Below are 22,057 nucleotides of genomic sequence, written 5' to 3' on the forward strand. Positions count from 1 at the left end.
TCAGGGCGCCCAGACCGGTGGGCGTTTCTGTAGGAAAGCGGTGGTCCCCTCGATACCTTCCGGCCCGGTCACGGCAGCGCTGAACCAATCGGCGGCCTGATCCAGCAATGCCCCCTGAGGTTGTTCGGCACAGGCCAGCAGCAGGGCTTTGGTTGCGGCATTGGCACCCGGTGCGCAACACAAGACATGCGCGAGCACCTCGTCGAGGCGTTCGGCCAGGGCTTGCGGATCGTTTTCGACAAAATGCACCAGACCCAGACGCTCAGCTTCGTTGCCGTCAAAGCGCGCCGCGGTAAGGGCCAGCCGGCGAGCCTGGGTCAAACCGATGCGCTTGACCACGAACGGCGCGATTTGCGCCGGTAGCAAACCGAGGCTGGTTTCCGGCATGCCGAATTGCGCTTGATGATCGGCTATCGCGATATCGCTGACACAGGCCAGACCGAAACCACCGCCCAGAACCGCGCCTTGCAACAAGGTGATCACCACTTGCGGCGCTTGTTCAGTCTCTTCCAGCAGGGCGCCGAAGGCGCGGTTCAGCTCACGATAAGCCGTCGGCCCTTGGGCGCGGGCGTTGGCCATGTCTTTCAAATCACCACCGGCCGAGAAGTGGCCGTCGGCGCCGCCAATGACCAGCGCACGAATCTGCCGGTCATCATGCACCGCCGCCAGCACTGCGCGCAGCTCCGCGACCATTTGTAAACTCATGGCGTTGCGGCTTTCAGGTCGGTTCAAGGTGATATGCAACACGCCGCTGTGGGGCTCCAGCAGCAGCGTTTCGCAGGCGGGTAGCGGGCTCATGGTTTTTTCCCGGGCAGGATGCCCATCAGTTTGCAGATGATGCCCAGCATGATTTCGTCGGCGCCTGCGCCAATCGAGACCAGCCGTACATCGCGATAGGCACGGGCTACCGGGTTGTCCCACATGAAGCCCATGCCGCCCCAATATTGCAGGCAGCTGTCGCTGACTTCCCGGCCCAGACGCCCGGCCTTGAGCTTGGCCATGGAGGCTAGGCGCGTGACGTCCTGACCTTTGATGTATTGCTCGGTGGCCTGATAGACCAGCGCGCGCAGGCATTCGATTTCGGTTTGCAACTCGGCCAGACGGAAATGAATCACCTGGTTGTCGATCAGTGCGTTGCCGAATGTCTTGCGCTCGCGGCAATACTCGATGGTGCTGTCGACGCAGTATTCCAGGCCCTTGAGCATGTTCGCCGCACCAAACAGGCGTTCTTCCTGAAACTGCAGCATCTGCATCATGAACCCTGCGCCTTCATGGCCGATACGGTAACGCTTCGGCACGCGCACGTTGTCGAAAAACACCTGGGCGGTTTCCGAACTGCGCATGCCGAGCTTGTCCAGATGCGGGCCGAGGCTGACGCCGGGGCTGTTCATCGGCACGATGATCAGCGATTTGTTGACGTGGGGTTTGTCGTCCGAGGTGTTGGCCAGCAGGCAGATGAAATCGGCGCTTGGCGAGTTGGTGATCCACATCTTGCTGCCGTTGATCACATAGTCGTCGCCGTCTTTGCGGGCGGTGGTTTTCAGCCCGGCGACGTCGGAGCCGGCGCCGACTTCGGAGACGCCGATGCAGCCAACGTATTCGCCGCTGATGGCAGGACGCAGAAATTCTTCGCGCAGTTCATCAGAGCCGAAGCGCGCCAGCGCGGGCGTGCACATGTCGGTCTGCACACCGATGGACATCGGTATACCGCCGCAATGAATGGTGCCGAACTCTTCGGCGGCGACGATCGAGTAGCTGTAGTCCAGCCCCATGCCGCCAAATTTTTCCGGCTTGGAAATACCTAACAGCCCCAACTCGCCGGCCTTGCGGAAAATCTCATGAATGGGAAAGCGCCCGGCCTTTTCCCATTCTTCGACGTGAGGATTGATCTGGCGATCGACAAAATTACGTATCGTGCGACGCAGTTCTTCGTGTTCCCGGGTGAAGATCATTTTTATTGTTCTCCTGTGACCTGATCGTCTGATCGTTCCCACGCTCCGCGTGGTAACGCCTCACCGGACGCTTTGCATCCGCTCTTGAATGTGACGCAGAGCGTCACGGGCTGCATTCCCACGCGGAGCGTGGGAACGATCAATCAAAAGCGCGCGACCCCAAAACTATTGGGTTGTAGATGACGCACTTGCGCCTCGTGGCAAATATCCAACAAGTAACCCAACAAAATTCGTGTATCCCGTGGATCGATAAGGCCGTCGTCCCACAAGTTGGCGCTGCCGTACAGCGCGGTGGACTGGCTGTCGAGTTTCTGCGCGGCGGCCTGTTCGAGCATGTCGAGCATCTTCGGGTCGGTGATCGAGCCATCCTTGACCTGCCTGGCTTCGGTGACGATGCGCAGCACCTTGCCGGCCTGGGCGCCGCCCATCACTGCGGTACGGCTGTTAGGCCAGGCAAAGATGAAGCGCGGGTCCAGGCCGCGGCCGCACATCGCGTAATTGCCGGCGCCGTAGGAGCCGCCGACGACGATGGTCAGTTTAGCTACGCGGGCATTGGCCACTGCCTGGATCATCTTCGCGCCGTGTTTGATCACGCCGTGTTGTTCTGACTCGGTGCCGACCATGAATCCTGTGGTGTTGTGGAAGAACAGCAGCGGCGTCTGGCTCTGATCGCAAAGTTGAATAAACTGCGCGGCCTTGCTCGCACCTTTAGGCGTGATTGGGCCGTTGTTGCCGATAAAACCGCAGGGTCGGCCCTGGATCTGCACGTGTCCGCAAATGGTTTGGTGATCGAATTCACCCTTGAACTCCAGAAAGCTCGAACCGTCCGCCACCCGGGCGATGATCTCCCGAACGTCGTAGGGTTTTTTCGGATCGTCGGGGATCAAGCCGAGTAACTCATCGATCGGGTACAGCGGCTCGGCCCAGGTCCTGGCCGACTGCCCAGGCAACTGCGCATTCCACGCCAGCAGGCTGACAATCTCACGGGCGATGCGCAGACCGTCGGCATCGCTCTCGGCCAGGTACTCGGCGGTGCCGGCGATTTGCGCGTGCATCTGGGCGCCACCCAGTTCTTCGTCGGTGGCCACTTCGCCGGTGGCCGCCTTGAGCAGCGGGGGGCCTGCGAGAAACAGCTTGGCCTTGCCGCGCACCACCACCACGTAGTCCGACAGCCCCGGTTGATAAGCGCCGCCAGCTGTCGCCGAGCCGTGCACCACCGTGATCTGTGGCAGGCCCATGGCCGACATCCGCGCCTGGTTGGCAAAGCTGCGGGCGCCCTCGACGAAAATCTCCGCTGCGTAATTAAGGTTGGCACCGCCGCTTTCCGCCAGCGTCACGATCGGCAGTTTGTTTTCCATCGCAACCTGCTGCAGACGCAGGGACTTTTTCAGACCGCTGGGGGAGATGGTCCCGCCCTTGATCGCGCTGTTGTTGGCGACCACCAACACCCGCACCCTGGCTACATAACCAATCCCGGCGATCAGTCCGCCACCGGCCTGGCTGCCGTCCTTGTCGTCGTGCAACTTGTAACCGGCCAGGCTCGCCAGTTCGAGAAACGGCGCGCCGGGGTCAAGCAGCAGGTTCAGACGTTCGCGGGGTAACAGCTGCCCGCGTTTGTCGAACTTCGGTTTGGCCTCGGCTGCCTTGGCCAACAGGTTTTGCTCCAGCTGGCGAACCTGGGCGACACCGACCAGCATCGCCTCGCGGTTCTGCGCGAACTGTGCGCTGTGCGGGTCGAGCCGAGATTGAATCACCGGCATGGGTTATTCCTTATCCTTGAGCACTTCCGGCAAATGAGAACGGTGAAATCCATTGAAGGATTCACTGTTTTTCGCCTTGTGTATTGGCCATGCACGTCCGCCGAGGCTGGCCGCACCGTCGATGCGTAATGTGCTGCCGCTGATGAAGGCCGCCGCCGGACTGAGCAGGAAGACAATCGCCGCGCTGACCTCCGACTCTGTGCCGATGCGCTTGAGCGGCACGTGTTCGCGCAAGGTCGGAATCACTGCTCTGTATGCGCCTTCATAGGTGTCCATACTGCTTGAGGCGACCCAGCCCGGTGCCACGGCATTGACCCGTACCCCGGCATAACCCCACTCGAAGGCGGCGGTCTTGGTCAGGTTGTCCATGCCAGAACGCGCGGCCCCGGAGTGGCCCATGCCGGGCATGCCGCCCCACATGTCGGCGATCATATTGACGATGGCGCCTCCGTGTTGGCTCATGGACTGATTGAACACTTCCCGGGCCATCAGAAAACCGCCCACCAGATTGGTCCGCAGTATGGTTTCGAAGCCCTTCTGATTGATCGATGCCAGCGGTGACGGGTACTGGCCGCCGGCATTGTTGACCAGCCCGTGAATCGGTCCGTGCTTGCTGATAAGTTGCCTGATCAGAATGGTGACCGCGTCTTCGTCACGGATATCGCAGGTCTGGTAACTGGCATTACCGCCGTCTTCGAGAATTTCCGCCGCGACGGTTTTCAGCTTGTCTGCCTTGCGTCCGACCAACAGTACATGAGCGCCAAGGGCTGCCAGTTCGTGGGCGGTGCAACGGCCGATACCGCTGCCGCCGCCGGTGACAATGATGGTTTGTCCGGCGAACAAATCGGCTTTGAAAATGGAGTCATAGGCCATGGCGACAGTCCTCTAGTTGACAAGGTCCGCGATGTTCTGCGGCACCGGAATCTGGATTTCCAGCAGTTGCTGGGCGAAGGCCTTGCCTTGCGGATCGATCCGCAAGCTGGCGACACCGCCGCCGCCGAGGGCGTTTTCCAGTAAAAAATTCAGGCTGTGAGTCCCTGGTAAATACCAGCGCTCGACACGTCCGTGTACCGGGTCGAGGACGTGACTCATCCAGTCGACGATCACTTCCGGGGTCAGCGCTTCGGCGATCCAGGGCAGGTATTCCTGCTTGCGCGCCATAACCCCGATATTGCTGTGATTGCCCTTGTCGCCGGAGCGTGCGACCGCCAGCTTGACCAGCGCCACGCTGGCGTCGGCGCGACCCTCGGCTTTGGGGGGCTCGAAGGGGACGGGGAGGTCGGCAAAGTCGAGGTGGGCGAGCTCAGGCAGGGCGCCGACATGATGTTGCCCGGATACCTTGATTTTGAGCTCGCAGGCGGATTTGTCGATCAGGAACGAGAACAGCCGGATCAGCGGATACACCGTTGGCCGCCCGCCGACTATCCCGGTCAACCCCGGCGCCATGCCGGTGGCGGCCTGGGCGATCTCTCGCGAGAACAGGATCAGTGCCTGTTGACTCGGATGACGCACCGCCAGTTTGATCACCACTTCGCGACTGTCCTGGCGTTGGCCATGAGGACCGTAGGTTGCCTCGCTGCCTAGCAGTTCGATATTTACTTCACTGTAAGGTGCCCACCCGCGCTGGCTGAACATTTCCGAGGTTTTGTCGATGATCGCCTGGCTGACCCGCCGCGCCTTGGCGACCGCATCGATCCCGGCAATCAGGCAACTGGCGGTGCAGCGAAAGCCATCCGGATACGTGGCGCTGACTTTGTACTGGTCGGTGGGCGGCAAGCCTTTTGCGCCGTGAACCTGCACGACGTTTTTGCCTTGTTGCTGGAGTTTGACCTGGGTGAAATCGCAGACTACATCGGGCAACAGATAGGCTCGCGGGTCACCGATTTCGTAGAGCAATTGTTCGCCTACAGTCAGCGGCGTGACCAGCCCGCCGGAGCCTTCGGGTTTGCTGACGATGAACTGGCTGTTGGCGCTGACTTCGACGATAGGGAAGCCGATGTGCTCGTAGTCCGGTACATCGCGCCAGTCGGTGAAGTTGCCGCCGGTGCAGTGGGCGCCGCATTCGATGATATGCCCGGCCAGTGCGGCTTGGGCCAACTTGTCGTAGTCCAGCCAGGACCAGCCGAACTCATGCACCAGCGCAGCGCTGACCACGGCGCTGTCGACCACCCGCCCGGTGATGACGATATCCGCCCCCAGACGTAACGCTTCGACAATACCCGGAGCGCCGAGATAGGCATTGGTCGAGACGCACATCGAAGGCAATGGTGCACCGTTGAACATTTCATGAATACCGCGACTGCTCAGCTGTTTGAACTGCGGTTGCAGGTCGTCACCGAGCAGTACGGCAATCTTCAGTTGGACTCCGGCTTTATCGCAGGCCGTTTGCAAGGCTGCGGCGCAGGCGCACGGATTGATCCCGCCGGCATTACTGATGACGCGGATATTTTGCCGGGAAATGTCTGCCAGTAACGGGCTGAGGACTTCGACGAAATCGGTGGCGTAACCGGCCTGGGGATCTTTCATTCGCGCTGCGGCCAATAGCGACATGGTGATTTCAGCTAAATAGTCGAACACCAGATAGTCCAGGCGGCCACCTTCCACCAACTGCCCGGCGGCGCTAGAAGTGTCGCCCCAGAACGCGCTGGCGCAACCGATGCGAACCGTTTTACTCATGGCAGCCTCCGACAGAAGTGAATCGAGACTACCAAGCAAGCGCTTGGTTTGTAAATGCCGAGACTATCTTCTCCCCAAGCGCTTGCTTGGTGTTCCTCGCCAGCTTAAATTGCCCGCGCAACCTCCGATTTACCGGTTTGGCAGCACACTTGATTAAAGCGAATTCAGGAGAGAACGCGTGGACGAGCAAAAAGCCCTGCTGGTAATGCGCGAGCTGGTCGACAGCGGTCAACTGACCGACCCGGACAGTGCCCGCGGCAAACTGCTGCAAATGGCCGCTCACCTGTTTCGCAACAAGGGCTATGAGCGCACCACCGTGCGTGATCTGGCCAGTGCCGTGGGCATTCAGTCCGGAAGTATTTTTCATCACTTCAAGAGCAAGGATGAGATTCTGCGCGCGGTCATGGAGGAAACCATCCGCTACAACACCGCGTTGATGAGCGCGGCGCTGGCTGAGGCGTCCGGCGTGCGCGAGCGGGTGCTGGCGCTGATCCGTTGTGAACTGCAATCGATCATGGGCGGCAGCGGCGAGGCCATGGCGGTGCTGGTGTATGAGTGGCGCTCGTTGTCCGAAGAAGGCCAGGCTCAGGTGCTGGCGCTGCGCGATATCTATGAGCAGATCTGGCTGCAAGTGTTGGGTGAGGCCAAGGATGCCGGCTATATCAGGGGCGATGTCTTTATCACCCGGCGCTTCTTGACCGGAGCTTTGTCCTGGACCACCACCTGGTTTCGCGCCGAGGGCACCATGAGCCTCGATCAATTGGCGGATGAGGCGTTGATTCTGGTGCTTGAAGACCATCAGCGGCTATAACGCAACTAATTTAATTACGCTGCACAACATTGTCTAAGTGGGCGAAACCGCCTAGCTTGGTTGTATTAATTGTATTTGCAGAGGTGTGTTGCCTTGATGTCCTCGCCAATGCGGAAGGCTTCGCGGATGTTACTGGTGGCGCTCGGTGCGCTTTTCGTTCTGCCGACCTGGGCTGCGGACCCGGTCGAGGTCAAGGTGGGTGCCGCGCATTTTCCACCGTACACCGTCCGCCCGGAGAAGGGCGACGATACAGGCTTGCTGCCGCAATTGGTGGAGGCCCTGAACAAACTGCAAAGTGACTATCGATTCTCTCTGGTGCCCACTTCGGTTCCTCGACGTTTCGCTGACTTCAAAGAAGGCCGGACCGATATGGCGATTTTCGAGAACCCGGACTGGGGCTGGAAGGATATCGCTCATACCAGCGTCGACATGGGCCTGGAAGACGCCGAGGTTTTTGTCGCACAACGCGAACCCGATCGTCAGCAGAACTATTTCACCGATTTGAAGGGCAAACGCCTGGCACTGTTCAGCGCTTATCACTACTCCTTTGCCAACTTCAATGCCGATCCCAAGTTCCTCGCCGACAACTACAACGCCACGCTGACCTATTCCCATGACAGCAATCTGCTGATGGTGCTTCGCGGCAGGGCGGACATTGCGCTGGTGACTCGTTCATATTTGAGCGACTACCTGCTGCGCAATAAAAAGGTGGCGGATCAGTTGCTGGTCTCCGAGCGAATTGATCAGGTTTATCACCACTACGCGCTGATTCGTCCGACGGCGCCGATTTCCGGTGAGGCGTTCGGCAAGCTGCTTCAGCGTCTGCGGGAAAACGGCGAGATGCTGAAGATTTTCGATCCGTACAAGATCGCCGTCCTGCCAGTACCGAAAACCTGAAATAGAGTCTCAAACCCGCTTTTTGGCTTGCATCTGTCCCGTCCCGAATAAGGATCAGGGGGGCGAGAAGTGTTGAAGTGAAGGCGTTCTGTGGCGAGGGCAAGCCTCTTCGCCACAGGTAACCTCTCGGCAATCAATGTCGGGTAAACGTATCGCTACGGCTGCCCGAAACCTTGCGGCAATGCACCAGGGCATCGCGAATCATGAAGTTCACCAGGGTTGGCGAGACGCCAAGATCCTTGGCGATGTCCTTTTGCGGCACGCCGTGCAGGCGATACATTTCAAAGGCATAGCGGGTGCGGTCAGGGAGTTCGGTCAGCGCGACAGCGATGTTTTCCAGCGTTGAAAAATTGATGTGCGATGTTTCTGGTGAAGCGCCGTGAATGACCACATTCAAGCCTTCCTCTTCTGTACCCGAGTACCTCTGCTCCAGAGCCTGCTTGCGGTAGTGATCAATCGCCAGGTTGCGCACGATCTGGAACAGATAGCTGAGCCGGGCCTTGAATGACGATGTGATCTGCGGTGCCGACTGCAGTCGGAAAAACGCGTCCTGCACTACGTCTTCAGCGCGCGACCGGCAGCCGGTTATACGGGCCGCGATCTTGACCAGGATCAGACGGTTATCGACGAATGCCTGAAGTAACGGTGAATCGCACTTGCCTGTGGATACTTTTTCCGTCATGGAAATCACCTTGCTGCAAAGAAGTTAATGGGCGGCCAGGGGTCAGAGCTGCCCTACACATCGAGCGACAAACTAGGTTGAATGATAATGATTGTCAAATGATAGATAGAATTAATAACCGCCTGTGCAGAGTGGGGGCGGGGCTTGCTGACGGGCATTGGCCCGAGGCTTTTGTCGGGGGATGAGGACTAATTATTGCCAGCTGGATTCAGGCTGACTTCAAGGCACGCTATGACGCGCTTCGTGAACGAGGCAAGAGCGCGGAAGTCGCGCTCATCACCTGTATGGGGGTACTGTTGATCAGGCGTGTGGGAGGGGCGGGGCGACGTTCGCTTGCTCACGATAGCGCCCGCTCAGGCGATGACTATTTTGATCTGTATTTCATTTAGGCCCAAGAATCTTCAGCAGCTTGTCCGGCGACGGCGCTCCTTGTTGCTGTTGCAATTCGCCCTTTTCGTCCATGTAAAAAATCGCCGGCGTTGCAGACAGCTCAAGATCTTCCATCAATTGCATGTTGGCGGCGAGCTTGGCCTGGATTGCAGCAGGGACGGTGGTCAGCGGTTTCAGCGCACTCTCTTTGCCGGCTTTCTCGTGGTCTTCCAGGGCTTTGCGCGGGTCTTTACTGGCCAACAGGGCGGCGGATTTTCCCGGGCTGTCTTCGCGGATGATGCCAACCATGATGTGTCGCAGCTGGACCTTGCCGGCTTTCACCCAAGGCCTGGCCTGTTCCCAGAACATATTGCAGTAAGGGCAGTTCGGGTCGCTGAACAGGTAGACGATGCGCGGTGCATCCTTGCTGCCGTCGGCGATCCAGTTGCTGGCTTCCATCCTGGCCCAGACTTCTTTGGCCATCGGCGCGTAGACCAGCTTTTGCAGCGGCGCCTGGCTCAAGTCTTTGCCGTCGGCGTCGTACAGATTGCCGACCACCACATGCTTGCCATCCGGGGTCAGGTACAACGCCATGCCACGGTTCTGGTATTGCGCGGCATAGCCACGCAAGCCATCGGGGGCGTCGAAGCTGCCGATGATCTTTGCGCCTTTTTCTTCGATCTTGCGGATTGCTGCCGGCAGCTCCTCGGCCTGAAGCAGCGGGATTTGCAGCAGGGCTGCGCCCAGCGTCAGGGTCAGCAGGTTGCGGATGCGGGGCATGGCAGTTTCCTTGAGGGGGTGGCCTGCGTGGCCGAGGTCAAATTCGGGGTATCGAAACTTTCCAGCGCGCGAGCCAGGCTGGCTTCCGACAACTCGCCCAAATGGCTGGCGAGCAGGCGACCGTCGGCGCTGTAGAACAGCGTCGTCGGCAACGCCATGGAGCCAACGGCCTGGCCTAGTCGGCCGCCGCCATCGAACAGTACGTTAGTCAGGCTCAGGCCTTGGGTCGCCAGGAAGGTGCTGACGCTTTGTATGCTTTCCGCCTGGTTGACGAACAGAAAGGTCAGGTCCGGGCGTTGCTGCTGTGCGCGCTCCAGCACCGGCATTTCCCGCCGGCAGGGCGGGCACCAGGTGGCCCAAAGGTTGATCACCAATGGCCCACCGTGATAGTCGGTGAGTTGCACGGTTGCCCCAGCGGCATTGCGCAGGGCGACGTCGGGCAACCGGGTGCCTTGCTCGTAGAGGCTCAGGGACAGGCTTGCCAGCAGCCAGAACAGCAGGCCGGTGCCGACACTTGCGCCCAGTGGACGCCGAAGTGCTGGCCGTCGCCAGCACCAAGCCACTGCGCTGAGCAGCAGGACGATAACGCCAGGCCAGGCCAGGAAACCACCGTCGCGAAGATCGATGATCTGCCACGGGTCATCGCGGTAGTGGGTCCAGTAGACGAGAACGAACCCCACCCGGGCCGCCAACATCCCCAACAGAAACAGGCTGAACAGCACTGACTCGGGATTTTCACCACCACGCCTGGCGACTCGCCAACCGACCAGCATGGCCAGTGCCAGGGCACTGATCAGCAGCAGGTGATTGAGCGCGATAGCAAAAGTGCCGATAGTAAAAGTCAGCATCAACGGGTATCCCGGGTGATATTCCAGCGTTGCACAAAGCCAGCGGCATCGACTTCGCCAGTAATGCGCTGGCTGCGGCGTTCTTCGCCATCCGGGCCGATCCATAACAGGCTCGGTGGCCCCGGCACTTTATAACGGCTGAGCAGTTCGCGGCTGGCGGCGTTGTCGGCGGTGACGTCCAGGCGCAGTAGACGGACATCTTTCAGCGCTTGCAACACATGAGTCTTGGCAAATACCTGTTTTTCCATGATTTTGCACGACACACACCAGTCCGCGTAGTAATCGAGCAACACCCATTGGCCTTGCGCCTTGGCGGTGTTCAGTTCGTCTTGCAGGGCTGCGGGATTTTTGACGGTGATAAAGGCCTCATGTGGCGTCAGACCGGCGACACTGACAGAACGCGAAGGGCTATAGACCTGCAACGGTTTCCACAGGTCTTCGCTGCCGCCAGCGGCACCGATCAACAATACGCTGCCCCACAGCCCAAACAGCACCGAACTTGCGCCAAACACATGGGCTGCGCGGCCGTAGCCGCCGGTTTGCCGCCAGCCGGCATAGGCCATGACCAGCAACAACGCGCCCCACAAACCGATCCACAGCGACTCATCGAGCACCGGGCGAATCATCAGGATGGCGGTGCCAAGAAACAGGAAGCCGAAGATGCCCTTGAGCAGGTTCATCCAGGTTCCGGGCTTGGGCAGGAAGCGATTGCCGACGGTGACCAGCAGCAACAGCGGCACACCGATGCCCATGCCCATGGCGAACAGGATCAACCCGCCATGCAGCGCATTGCCGCTCTGGGCGATGTACAGCAAGGCACCGGCCAGTGGCGCGGTCATGCACGGCCCCACCAGCAGCCCGGACAAGGCACCCAGCACCCCGGCACCGACCAGGCTGCCACCGCGGCGCGTGCGCCCGACGTTCTCCAGACGATCACGCACCGCAACAGGCAATTGCAGTTCAAAGAAACCGAACATCGGCAAGGACAGCAGCACGAACACCGCGGCGAAACCGCCCAGCAACCACGGTTGCTGCAACAGCGCCGGCAGGTTTGCGCCAAGCATCGCTGCGAGAACACCCATCGCGGCGTACACCAGCGCCATGCTGACCACGTAACTGCCGGCAAGGGCAAAACCGCGTTTGGGACTGGCGCCACTGCCGACAATCAAACCGGCGAGAATCGGCAACATTGGCAGAGAACACGGGGTGAACGCCAGCAGCAGGCCCAGGCCGAAGAACACCAGCAAACTCCAGCCCAGCGCCCGTTGTTGCAGGCCGCTGGCAAGCGCTTGATCCGCTGCTTGCGTAGTGTTTGCCAGCGTCGTGCTGTTACCCAGATCGACGATCCCGGTTTGCGGCGGATAACACAAGCCGGCATCGGCGCAGCCCTGAAAACCGACCTTGATCTGGCCACTGGCTCCGGCCGGGATCCGCAGTTCCAGGCCCTGGCGATAGACCTGTTGTTCGCCGAAGAACTCATCGCTGTGGGCTTCGCCCTCAGGCATCGGCGGCTTTTGCGCGTCGGGCAGACCATCGAACTTCATGCGTTGCCGGTACAGGTAATAGCCGTCGGCAATTTGCCAAAAGAGTTGGGTTTCACCCGAAGCAAGTTTTTCAGAGGTGAATACGAAGGCTTTTCCAACGGGCAGAAAATCGGGTTTGGTCTCGAACGGATTCGGTCCTGCTTGAGCCAGGCCCGAGATAAGCATAAAAAAGAAAACAAACAATCGACGCATGAAATAAAGCCTTGGATCGGTGCAGTTGATGAGCACAATGGGTGTTGGCGATTAACCGGTGATTAACCCGTCTATCGTCGGGCTGTAGGACTGTTCCTGATGCTTGCCGAGCTCAGGGCATAATGTCCGCTTAATCCGGTACCGTCTTAATCAGCGCTTTTCTACAGGTCTCACCATGCACGTACTTGTCTGTGAAGATGATGAACTGATCGCCAGCGGTATTGTCGCCGGTCTCACGGCCCAGGGCCTGACGGTAGAACACGTCGCCACGGCGTCAGCTGCCCGGGCAATGCTGAAGGTAGCCGAGTTCGACGTCATGGTGCTTGACCTCGGCTTGCCGGACGAGGACGGCCTGAGGCTGTTGCAGCAGTTGCGCCATCAAGGGCTGGAGCTGCCGGTGCTGATCCTGACCGCACGCGACTCGGTGACTGACCGCGTCGACGGTTTACAGGCTGGCGCCGATGACTACCTGCTCAAACCGTTCGACCTGCGTGAGCTGGCCGCTCGCCTGCACACTCTGCTGCGTCGGGTGGCCGGGCGCAGCGTCAATCTGATCGAGCATGGGCGCCTGACTTACAATCCCAGCAGCCGGGAGACCTTTCTGGCCGGCCAGCCGGTGGACCTGTCGCGGCGTGAACAATCGCTGTTGCAGGCGTTATTGCACAATCGTGGTCGGGTACTGTCCAGCGAGCAGTTGAAAGACAGCGTCTACGGCTTCAACGATGAATTGGAAAGCAACGCCCTTAACGTGCATATCCACCACCTGCGGCGCAAACTCGGCAATGGTATCGTCGAAACCGTACGCGGTCTGGGCTATCGCCTTGGGCCGGCGGACGGCGAGGAGCAATAGCCGTGATGAGTTTGCGTTTGCGCTTGAGCCTGACCCTCGGGGTAGCCTTCGCCCTGATCTGGGCTCTGGCTGCCGCCTGGATGCTCAGTGATCTGCGCAATCAGATGATGTTTTCCCTCGATCAGCGTCTGGTGGCCTCGGCACGTATGGTCGCCGGGCTGCTGGAACAACTGCCGGCGTTGCCGAGCAAAGGCGAGGGCACGCATTTCAGTGCCGAACAACTTAATATCCCTGGGGGCATGGCCTGCCAGGTCAGTTCTTTGCGCGGCGAAATTCTCGCCCGCAGCCACAGTACCCCGGACCAAAAGCTGGAAGCCGAGAAGATGGGTTTCCATGACCAGATGATCGACGGCGCACGCTGGCGCAGTTTCACCCTGGCCAGAGGCGATTTGCGTATCACCACCGCGGACCGCCAGGTCGAGCGAGAGGCACTGAACCTCTCGGTGCTGCTGGCGGCGTCGGTGCCAGTGGGCGTGGCGTTGATGGGCTGCCTGTGCCTGCTCTGGCTGGGCATCGGTCAGGGCCTGGCACCGCTGAACCGCATGCGCGATGCCTTGATGCGGCGCAGTGCCGACTCCCTCGAACCCTTGCAGATCCAGCCGTTGCCCAGCGAGCTGCAACCCTTGCTTGACACCCAGAATCAGCTGTTGAAGCGGATCGGCAAAACCATCGAACGCGAGCGTCGCCTGACCGGCGATGCTGCCCACGAACTGCGCAGCCCGCTGACGGCGATCAAGACCCACCTGCAAGTGGCGAGAATGACCGAAGGCGCAGCACGGGAGCAGTCTTTGGTGCGGGCCGAAGAAGGTGCTGACCGTCTGCATCGAACCCTTGAGCAACTGTTGCTGCTGGCTCGGGTCGAAGGCCGCCTGTCGTTCGATGACGGGGTGCAGTGCAACGCCGAGCAGGTGGCGCGTCTGGCCATTCAGGATGCGGCCAGTGGCGATCGCCAGCGCATCCAGTTGCGTTTGCCGGATGATTTTTCTTCGGCACCGGTCCAAATGCCGTCCGTGCTGTCGATTGCCGCTTTGCGCAACCTGTTGGACAACGCTCTGCGGCACACTCCGGGCGATACTTCGGTCGAGCTGACGCTGGAAACCATCGGCAATCGCGTGCGTTTCCAGGTGCGCGATCATGGCCCGGGCATTGCGCAAGAAGACCTGCAACACCTGACCCAAAGGTTCTGGCGCAATAGCAAGAGCACCGGTTGCGGTCTCGGCCTTGCGATTGTTCAGGCGATTGTTCAGCGCTGCGGCTGCGTCCTGCATTTCGACAGCCGACCCGACGGCCTGCGGGTCGAACTGACCATGCCATTGCAGCCTGTTTAAGCGATAGTGGCCTGTGTGGTTGTTTCTGTTAGTCATTGATCTGTGCAGTACAGGGATTGCCTACCCGGATTACAGCTCCAGCTGATCTGCCTTGATCCCGAATGCCTGGGCAATTTTCTCCCGCGTGGCCCGGCGTGGTTTGTTCACTGCTTCCTGTTGCGCAAACGCCGGCTGTGAAATCCCCATGCGTTTTGCCACTTCCTCCTGGGTGAGGTTCAAGTGTTCACGCCAGGCGCGGATCGGGGTGGCGCCATCGACAATGCGGCTGACCACTTCGTGCGGGATCAGATCGGCTTCGACTTGTTGAGCCTTGTATTGCTCATAGGGAATGACGACAAAGGCCGGTTTACCGTCCGGGCCGTTGATGATTTGTACGTCAGTAGGTGCGTTCGTCACGTTTTTTTACCTCTTGAATGCTGACGACCTGGATCATGCCGTCCCAGTCGAAAAGGACTCTGTAATTGCCCACTCGCTGACGGTATCCACGAGCGTGATTCGCTAGCGCCTTGACGTTGGTCACGTCGGGCATGCGTTTTAGCTCGGTGACAGCATCGCGGATGTGAACCTGGTGCTGGGTATGCAACCTCAGCAACTGCTTCACGGCTTTTCTGGTCCAGTTGATTTGATTCATGGGATGGTAATAAGTCTTTTATAAGGTTTGCAATGGGTTTTTATTTTTTCTATAAGTGATCGGGACGAAAACACTTGGCTTTCGCTGCGCTCATGACAAACCCTGGGCGACTCCCGAAACTCGGTCGTCTCAAACTGTTGCTGCATGTGGACCGGGCTCGCTATCCTGCTGAGCCCGTTAATCGATCAACACACCGGCCGTACCTGAGCCGCCCCTGGGATGTATTTTGCTAACGGATCAGATGCGATGAATGCACAGTTGGATGAGTTCGGCCCGATCAAGGCCGTGATTTTCGATATGGACGGTTTGTTGCTGGACACCGAGGGGATCTACACCGAGGTCACGCAGATCATTGCCGACCGTTATGGCCGGACCTTCGACTGGAGCATCAAGCAGAACATCATCGGCCGTGGGGCAGGTGATCTGGCGCGGTATGTTGTCGAGGCGCTGGACTTGCCGATCACCGCCGAGGAGTTTTTGCGGGTGCGCGAGCCGCTGATGCGTGAGCGTTTTCCGCGTGCATTGGCGATGCCGGGCGCGCAGGAGCTGGTCCGACATTTGAAAGCCAATAACGTCCCGATTGCGGTGGGGACCAGCTCTTCGCGGCAATCTTTTGGACAGAAAACCACGTTGCACGGCGACTGGTTCGCGCTGTTCGACACCATCGTCACGGCGGACGATCCGCAAGTGGGCGCCGCCAAGCCGGCACCGGACATCTTCCTGACGGCTGCGCAACGGTTGGGGGTTGCACCGAAGGATTGCCTGGTGTTCGAAGATTCGCCGTTTGGTGTCACGGCAGCAAAAGCTGCTGGCATGACGGCGATTGCGGTACCTGATGCGGCGATGGCGGACGCAAAGTTTGCCCATGCAGATGGGATTATTCGAACCTTGAAGGCGTTTCAGCCAGGGGCGTGTGGGTTGCCGGTGCTCGAATGGGCATGAGTTCTCGGTAGCCGCAGCCTGCGACAGCGGCTACCGAAAAGCCGGTAACATCTACATGGCAAAACGCCGGGCAACGTTACTACCGTTGCCCGGCGTTTTTTATGGCCTCGAATCAGGCGCCGAAGCCGCCGTCGATGGTCAGGCTGGCACCGGTGATGTAGCCGGCTTCCGGACTTGCCAGGTAGGCAACGAAGCTGGCGATTTCCTCGACCTTGCCGTAACGACCTACCGCCATCAGCGGGATCAGGCTATCGGCGAAATCACCGTGAGCCGGGTTCATGTCGGTGTCGACCGGGCCGGGCTGCACGTTGTTGATGGTGATACCCCGTGGGCCAAGGTCGCGGGCCAGGCCTTTGGTCAGTCCGACCAGCGCGGCTTTGCTCATCGCATACGGGCCACCACCGGCGAAGGGCATACGATCAGCGTTGGTGCTGCCAATGTTGATGATGCGACCGCCTTCGGTCATGTGTCTGGCGGCTTCCTGAGTGGCGATGAACACGCTGCGCACATTGACGGCCAGGGTTTGATCGAAGTCTTCCAGTTTGAAGTCTTCCAGCGGCGCGATAGCCAGCACGCCGGCATTGTTGACCAGGATGTCCAGCCTGCCGAAGGTTTCGACGGTACTGTTGACGGCGTTGCGGATGGCGACGGCGTCGGCGCTGTCAGCCTTGATGGCCAGGGCTTTGCCACCGGTGGAGGTGATGCTGTTCTGTAATTCTTCAGCCTTGGCAGCCGAGCTGACATAGGTGAAGGCAACGGCTGCGCCTTGAGCCGCCAGGCGTTTGACGATGGCGGCACCGATGCCGCGAGAGCCGCCCTGGATCAGGGCTACTTTACCGCTGAGGTTTTGAGTGGTCATGTCGTTCTCCAAAAGTTCAAGGCGGGCTGCCTTGCTGTTGGAGTCGAGTATCGACCTCGGATTACCGGCTGAGTAGAGGGTGATTGCTATAGTCTGTGTAAACCAAAAGTTTATAGTGGTGACCATGGAAACCTTCAGCAGTATCGAATGCTTCGTCCGTAGCGCAGAGGTCGGCAGCTTTGCCGAGGCTGCGCGGCGCTTGAGTCTGACCCCGGCTGCGGTGGGTAAAAGTGTCGCCAAGCTTGAGGCCCGGCTCGGTGTGCGATTGTTTCAGCGCAGTACCCGCAACCTGACCCTGACCGAGGCCGGCCAGCTGTTTCTCGGTGAGGTCAGTACCAGTCTTCACACCATTCAAAACGCCGTGGCTAATCTGGCCAGCGCGCAAGGACGTCCGGCGGGGACACTGAAAGTCAGCATGGGCACGGCGTTCGGGCGGTTGTACATTGTGCCGTTGCTGGGGGAGTTTCTACGGCGCTTTCCGGCGATCAACCCGGACTGGCATTTTGATAACCGCCAGGTCGACCTGATCGGCCAAGGTTTCGATGCTGCGATTGGCGGTGGCTTTGAACTGCCGCAAGGGGTGGTAGCGCGCAAACTGACGCCGGCCCATAGGGTGCTGGTGGCCTCCGAGGATTATCTGAAGCGGCGCGAGGCGATTGTCGAACCAGACGACTTGCGCCATTGTGACGGAATTCTGATTCGCTCACCGCAAACCGGGCGTGTGCGCTCCTGGCAACTGACCAGTCGCACCCGGCAACACAGCCCATTGGCGCTTGCGGCGCGGATGACCATGAGCGATTCAGAAGCCGCCTGCGTCAGTGCCACGCAGGGTTTGGGTATCGCCTTGGTCAGCCTGCCGTTCGCCGTGAACTACTTGAGCGCGGGTACCTTGCAGCGGGTGTTGCCAGATTGGTATGTCGACGACGGCAATATTTCGATCTATTACGCCGAGCATAAGTTGTTGCCGGGCAAGACCCGGGCGTTTGTCGACTTCATCATCGAGCAGTTTGCCGAGCAGCAACTGGCGCAACGGTTTAGTGCCATCTAGGTTCGACTATGGACCGAGTCATCGTTCATCGCGAGCAAGCCCGCTCCCACATTAGATCTCCATCGGTCACACTTTTGTAGTCTGACGCAGATCAAGTGTGGGAGCGGGCTTGCTCGCGATGGCTGCGACTCGGTCTCAGAGCATGGCTCAGCGCCCAAACCGCCCTGGCCAACCAATAATGGTCTTCGGCCGAGGCGTGGCATAGGTCCGCACCTTGGACGTGGAAAGCCCCAATCGCACCAGCGATTCAGCAATGGTCACCGCCGCGCTCACCCCATCCACCACTGGTACGCCGGTACGCCGACGAATGTGTTCATCCAGCCCGGCCATACCGCCACAACCCAGACAGATCACTTCAGCCTTGTCCTCACTCACCGCCAACTCCGCCTGGCGGACGATGGCCTCCATAGCGCGCTCTGGGTCTTCTTCCAGTTCCAGCACCGCCAGGCCACTGGCTCGAACCGACGCGCAGCGTTCATAAAGGCCGGAAAGCTTGAGGCGGTCCTCGATCAGCGGCACGGTGCGGTCCAGTGTGGTGACCACCGAATAGGCGTGGCCAAGAAACATTGCGGTGCTCGCGCCTGCATCGGTGATGTCCACCACTGGCACGTTGAGCAATTCCTGCAGACCTTCACGGCCATGCTCCCCGTAGCCAGCCTGGATCACCGCGTCATAGGGTTGGTCGTATGACAGCACGCGGTCCATGACGGCGATCGCGGCCAGATAGCTTTCGAAATTGCCTTCGATGGACTCTGCGCCGAAAAAGGGCGTCAGACCGATGATCTCTGTGCCGGGCGAGGCCACAGCTTGCGCCTGTCTGGCGATGGCCTGGGTGATGGACTCGGTGGTGTTGACGTTGACCACAAGAATTCGCATGGGTTGTCCTTATAGCGGAGTCATTTGACGGCCCGGGTTGAACGGGCCGCACTGGAGTTAGTGGCTGACGTTATCAACCGCAATGGCTTCACCGCTGACATCCGCGTAGTGCGGTTGCCGCTTGGCGATGATCAGATAAAGAAGACCTGCGATACCGGCGCCAAACAGCCAGGAGAACGGCGATACGCTGGCAAAGCCCGGAACCAGTGCCAGGGTGATGGCAATCAGCGCCGCGGGAACAAAGGCTGCAACGGCCCGCAAATTCACACCGGCGCTGTAGTAATAAGCGCCCTTTGGATCTTCGCTGTAGAGCTCGGGCACATTGACCTGGCCTTTGCGCACCAGCCAGTAGTCGACCATGATCACCCCGTACAACGGTCCCAACAGCGCGCCGAGCCCGGACAGGAAGTACACGATCACCAGCGGGCTGTTATAGAGATTCCACGGCAGGATCAGCACCGCAATGGTCGCGCTGATCAACCCGGCGCGGCGAAAGTTCAGGTACTTGGGCGCCAGGTTGCTGAGGACGAAGGCGGGGGCGACGAAGTTGGCCATGATGTTCACCGCCACGGTGACGATCAGGAATGCCAGGCAGCCGAGTACCAGAAAAAACGTATTGGGAATCGAGGCGATGATTTCGGTCGGGCTTTCGATGATCCGTCCGTTGATCTGGAACTGCGCACCGCAAAGCAGCACGGTGATGCTGGCGAACACCAGAATATTCACCGGAAGGCCCCAGAAATTGCCGACCTTGATGGTCTTGCGGCACGGTGAAGATCGGGCGAAATCGCAGAAGTTGAGGATCAGCGTGCCGTAGATCGACAGCCACAAGGCGCCGCCGGCGAAAATGTTGCGCCACATCTGGGCCCCGGTCAGTGGTTCGCGGATCGACCAGGCGATGGTCGCGTTGGCCTGGGTGTACATCCACGCCGCCAGGGCGGCGACGGTCAGCAGAATCACCGGCCCGGCAAACGCTTCATAGCGCCGAACCATCTCCATGCCGTAGGCGAGAATCGCCAGTTGCACGAACCAGATCGCCACGAAACATACCCAGCCCAGGCTCGACAACCCGAGGATCGAGTTGTGATCGTACTCGGCAAAGGCTGGGTGGACTGCGGTCAGCAGCACGCGAAACACCACGGAGGCGAGGTACGTCTGGATACCGAACCAGGCAATGGCGATGACGGCGCGGATCAGCGCCGGAATTTGTGCGCCATGGATACCGAAACTGATCCGGCTGATGACCGGGAATGGCACGCCGGTCTTCTGGCCCATGTAGCCGGACAGGTTCATGAAGAAGTACACCAGCGCCGCGCCAATCCCCAGCGACAGCAGAATTTGCCAACCGCCCAGGCCCAGGGCGTACAGGCCGATGGCGAAGGAGTAGTTGGCGATGTTGTGCACGTCATTGGTCCACAACGCAAAGATGCTGTAACGACCCCAGCGTCGGCCTTCGATTTTGGTGGGTGCCAGGTCCTTGTTGTGCAGTCGTGGGCTTAGGCTCAGCGGTGGCGTCGCTCCAAGTGTTTGACTGGTGTTGGATTGAGAGTGGTTGTGGGTGGAGGAGGGCAAATCCAGTGCGATGTTATTAGAGAGGCTTGTACGCATTCCGGCAGGCTCCTGATCCCGGGTTGACGGTGACTGTGCATGAGCGCAAGGCTCGGCAATCTTCGCCGACGGTTCCGGGAATCACTGGGTTCTGGGCATCTGCAGCCTGACGGAGAATTAACCGTGGCAGGTGTGCGGATATAAAGTGTGTGTATGTTTTGAAATTATTGTATACAAAACACAAGTCTTCTTAAGCCACTTCTATGCCAGATTTCTGTCTATGAATTCTGTGTTTAATTTCGTTTTTATATATTATGAAGGTAAGTGACTGAAATATAATCAATATTAATTGACCGATTGAACAGGTATTTATTTTTTGAGGGTGTCCAGGCTTGCGCAGGCGAGCAGTAGCTCAGAAGGGAGGATGTAACTTTTTGGGGCGCTGACAGGTAAAGTGCACACGGAAATGGCACCTATGGTGACATTCTTGTACACACGTTTTTCGCGGGACAGGTCTTGACTGGCTGGATATCAAAAGATCGACGAACGCGGCCCGAGCTTTCGCCAGCTCCTGCATTGGATGTGTGTACATCAACCAGGAGCTGCCGCAGGTTGCGATCTTTACGCTTTGCTGATGATATTCCCGGCGTGCAGCCCGCATTCTTTCTGCGTGGCTTCTTCCCACCACCAGCGGCCTTCGCGCTCGTGTTGGTTCGGCAGGACAGGGCGGGTGCACGGCTCGCAGCCGATGCTGATAAAACCGCGTTCGTGCAGGCTGTTGTAAGGCAGCTCAAGCATGCGGATGTAACCCCAGATCTCTTCGCTGGTCATTTGTGCCAGCGGGTTGAATTTGTAGAGGGTACGTTCAGGAGTGGAGAAGGCACTGTCGATTTCCAGCGCGGCAACCTGGCTGCGGGTGCCGGGGCTCTGGTCGCGGCGTTGGCCGGTAGCCCAGGCGCTGACGGTGGAAAGTTTGCGGCGCAGTGGTTCGATCTTGCGGATGCCGCAGCATTCGCCATGACCATCCTTGTAGAAGCTGAACAGGCCTTTTTCCTTCACGAAGGGTTCAAGCTTGCTTTGATCCGGCGATACCAGCTCGATCTGGATCTTGTAGTGCTCGCGAACCTGCTCGATGAACCGGTAGGTTTCCGGATGCAGACGGCCGGTGTCCAGGCTGAAGACCTTGACGTTTTTGTTCAGCTTCCAGGCCATGTCCACCAGCACCACGTCTTCCGCGCCGCTGAAGGAAATCCACAAGTCGTCGCCGAACTGGGCGAAGGCCAGTTTAAGAATGTCCTGGGCGGACTTGTTGGCATAGGTTGCAGCGAGTTCAGCGACGTCGAATGATTGGCTCATCAGGGCGGTTTCCTACAGGTCGGTGGCGCTAAGCGCTCTATATACTGGCGATGGTAACAAAAACCTGTGGTGGCTGGCTCGCTCCTCTGCGTTGCGTCGGTCAGAGCG

21 protein-coding genes are annotated in these 22,057 nt (G+C 59.3%); 6 read left to right on the forward strand and 15 right to left on the reverse strand.

The genetic code is table 11. The features are described from left to right. From AC07O1_RS09070 to AC07O1_RS09090, 5 genes are all read right to left on the reverse strand, one after another. Nucleotides 1-798 (reverse strand): enoyl-CoA hydratase/isomerase family protein, encoded by a 798-nt coding sequence (locus AC07O1_RS09070; protein ID WP_495088552.1) that lies wholly within the window; start codon nucleotides 796-798, stop codon nucleotides 1-3. Then, the gene (atuD, locus tag AC07O1_RS09075; protein WP_495088553.1) at nucleotides 795-1,952 is read right to left on the reverse strand and encodes a citronellyl-CoA dehydrogenase; all 1,158 of its coding nucleotides are present in this window, start codon (nucleotides 1,950-1,952) and stop codon (nucleotides 795-797) included. The genes AC07O1_RS09070 and atuD overlap by 4 nt, the downstream gene beginning before the upstream one ends. 143 nt (nucleotides 1,953-2,095) lie before the next feature. Further along, nucleotides 2,096-3,712, reverse strand: coding sequence for a geranyl-CoA carboxylase subunit beta (gene atuC / locus AC07O1_RS09080; protein ID WP_495088554.1), 1,617 nt, complete (start codon nucleotides 3,710-3,712; stop codon nucleotides 2,096-2,098). A gap of 3 nt (nucleotides 3,713-3,715) precedes the next feature. Continuing rightward, nucleotides 3,716-4,585: an SDR family oxidoreductase gene (locus tag AC07O1_RS09085; RefSeq protein WP_495088555.1), complete on the reverse strand. Its 870-nt coding sequence runs from the start codon at nucleotides 4,583-4,585 to the stop codon at nucleotides 3,716-3,718. 12 nt (nucleotides 4,586-4,597) lie between these two features. After that, nucleotides 4,598-6,388, reverse strand: coding sequence for an acyclic terpene utilization AtuA family protein (locus AC07O1_RS09090; RefSeq protein WP_495088556.1), 1,791 nt, complete (start codon nucleotides 6,386-6,388; stop codon nucleotides 4,598-4,600). 178 nt (nucleotides 6,389-6,566) lie between these two features. Here AC07O1_RS09090 and AC07O1_RS09095 point away from each other — a divergent pair, with 178 nt between their 5' ends. Then, on the forward strand, nucleotides 6,567-7,199 hold the full coding sequence (locus AC07O1_RS09095; RefSeq protein WP_494992421.1) for a TetR/AcrR family transcriptional regulator: 633 nt from the start codon (nucleotides 6,567-6,569) through the stop codon (nucleotides 7,197-7,199). Nucleotides 7,200-7,295: 96 nt separating this feature from the next. Then, the gene (locus AC07O1_RS09100) at nucleotides 7,296-8,096 is read left to right on the forward strand and encodes a substrate-binding periplasmic protein (RefSeq protein ID WP_495088557.1); all 801 of its coding nucleotides are present in this window, start codon (nucleotides 7,296-7,298) and stop codon (nucleotides 8,094-8,096) included. Nucleotides 8,097-8,229: 133 nt separating this feature from the next. Here AC07O1_RS09100 and AC07O1_RS09105 read toward each other — a convergent pair whose 3' ends face one another. From AC07O1_RS09105 to dsbD, 4 genes are all read right to left on the reverse strand, one after another. After that, nucleotides 8,230-8,778, reverse strand: coding sequence for an RNA polymerase factor sigma-70 (locus AC07O1_RS09105; RefSeq protein WP_495088558.1), 549 nt, complete (start codon nucleotides 8,776-8,778; stop codon nucleotides 8,230-8,232). 381 nt (nucleotides 8,779-9,159) lie between these two features. Further along, the gene (gene dsbG / locus AC07O1_RS09110) at nucleotides 9,160-9,927 is read right to left on the reverse strand and encodes a thiol:disulfide interchange protein DsbG (RefSeq protein WP_495088559.1); all 768 of its coding nucleotides are present in this window, start codon (nucleotides 9,925-9,927) and stop codon (nucleotides 9,160-9,162) included. Beyond that, nucleotides 9,903-10,775: a TlpA family protein disulfide reductase gene (locus AC07O1_RS09115; RefSeq protein WP_494992417.1), complete on the reverse strand. Its 873-nt coding sequence runs from the start codon at nucleotides 10,773-10,775 to the stop codon at nucleotides 9,903-9,905. The genes dsbG and AC07O1_RS09115 overlap by 25 nt, the downstream gene beginning before the upstream one ends. Continuing rightward, a complete protein-coding gene (dsbD, locus tag AC07O1_RS09120) occupies nucleotides 10,775-12,511 on the reverse strand; it encodes a protein-disulfide reductase DsbD (RefSeq protein ID WP_495023147.1) in 1,737 nt (578 codons plus the stop codon). The genes AC07O1_RS09115 and dsbD overlap by 1 nt, the downstream gene beginning before the upstream one ends. 175 nt (nucleotides 12,512-12,686) lie before the next feature. Between dsbD and AC07O1_RS09125 the strand changes: the two genes are divergently transcribed. Together AC07O1_RS09125 and AC07O1_RS09130 are read left to right on the forward strand one after the other, a co-directional pair. Continuing rightward, nucleotides 12,687-13,361 (forward strand): response regulator, encoded by a 675-nt coding sequence (locus AC07O1_RS09125; RefSeq protein ID WP_494992415.1) that lies wholly within the window; start codon nucleotides 12,687-12,689, stop codon nucleotides 13,359-13,361. 2 nt (nucleotides 13,362-13,363) lie between these two features. Further along, nucleotides 13,364-14,689 carry an ATP-binding protein gene (locus AC07O1_RS09130; protein ID WP_495010623.1) on the forward strand — a complete coding sequence of 442 codons (1,326 nt, stop codon included), beginning with the start codon at nucleotides 13,364-13,366 and terminating at the stop codon, nucleotides 14,687-14,689. Between the two features lie 69 nt (nucleotides 14,690-14,758). Here the strand turns inward: AC07O1_RS09130 and AC07O1_RS09135 are convergent, their stop codons facing one another. Both AC07O1_RS09135 and AC07O1_RS09140 read right to left on the reverse strand, forming a co-directional pair. Further along, complete coding sequence (locus tag AC07O1_RS09135) at nucleotides 14,759-15,085, reverse strand: helix-turn-helix domain-containing protein (RefSeq protein ID WP_494992413.1); 327 nt, start codon at nucleotides 15,083-15,085, stop codon at nucleotides 14,759-14,761. After that, nucleotides 15,066-15,320 (reverse strand): type II toxin-antitoxin system RelE family toxin, encoded by a 255-nt coding sequence (locus AC07O1_RS09140; RefSeq protein ID WP_494992412.1) that lies wholly within the window; start codon nucleotides 15,318-15,320, stop codon nucleotides 15,066-15,068. The genes AC07O1_RS09135 and AC07O1_RS09140 overlap by 20 nt, the downstream gene beginning before the upstream one ends. A 246-nt stretch (nucleotides 15,321-15,566) precedes the next feature. Here AC07O1_RS09140 and AC07O1_RS09145 point away from each other — a divergent pair, with 246 nt between their 5' ends. Beyond that, nucleotides 15,567-16,262, forward strand: a complete 696-nt coding sequence (locus AC07O1_RS09145) for an HAD-IA family hydrolase (protein ID WP_494992411.1) — start codon at nucleotides 15,567-15,569, stop codon at nucleotides 16,260-16,262. Between the two features lie 112 nt (nucleotides 16,263-16,374). Here the strand turns inward: AC07O1_RS09145 and AC07O1_RS09150 are convergent, their stop codons facing one another. Then, nucleotides 16,375-17,121 carry a 3-oxoacyl-ACP reductase family protein gene (locus AC07O1_RS09150; protein WP_495088560.1) on the reverse strand — a complete coding sequence of 249 codons (747 nt, stop codon included), beginning with the start codon at nucleotides 17,119-17,121 and terminating at the stop codon, nucleotides 16,375-16,377. Nucleotides 17,122-17,245: 124 nt separating this feature from the next. Here AC07O1_RS09150 and AC07O1_RS09155 point away from each other — a divergent pair, with 124 nt between their 5' ends. Further along, nucleotides 17,246-18,169, forward strand: a complete 924-nt coding sequence (locus tag AC07O1_RS09155) for a LysR family transcriptional regulator (protein WP_495088561.1) — start codon at nucleotides 17,246-17,248, stop codon at nucleotides 18,167-18,169. A 147-nt stretch (nucleotides 18,170-18,316) separates the two neighbouring features. On the opposite strand, the gene AC07O1_RS09160 is transcribed toward AC07O1_RS09155, so the two are convergent. The 3 genes from AC07O1_RS09160 to AC07O1_RS09170 form a co-directional block, all read right to left on the reverse strand. Next, nucleotides 18,317-19,045 (reverse strand): aspartate/glutamate racemase family protein, encoded by a 729-nt coding sequence (locus AC07O1_RS09160; protein ID WP_494992408.1) that lies wholly within the window; start codon nucleotides 19,043-19,045, stop codon nucleotides 18,317-18,319. Nucleotides 19,046-19,102: 57 nt separating this feature from the next. Further along, nucleotides 19,103-20,653 (reverse strand): NCS1 family nucleobase:cation symporter-1, encoded by a 1,551-nt coding sequence (locus AC07O1_RS09165; RefSeq protein ID WP_495088562.1) that lies wholly within the window; start codon nucleotides 20,651-20,653, stop codon nucleotides 19,103-19,105. A gap of 561 nt (nucleotides 20,654-21,214) precedes the next feature. After that, a complete protein-coding gene (locus AC07O1_RS09170; RefSeq protein ID WP_495088563.1) occupies nucleotides 21,215-21,949 on the reverse strand; it encodes a phosphoadenylyl-sulfate reductase in 735 nt (244 codons plus the stop codon). Nucleotides 21,950-22,057 lie beyond the last annotated feature (108 nt).

This window comes from Pseudomonas sp. GW821-FHT07G10 (assembly GCF_059418545.1).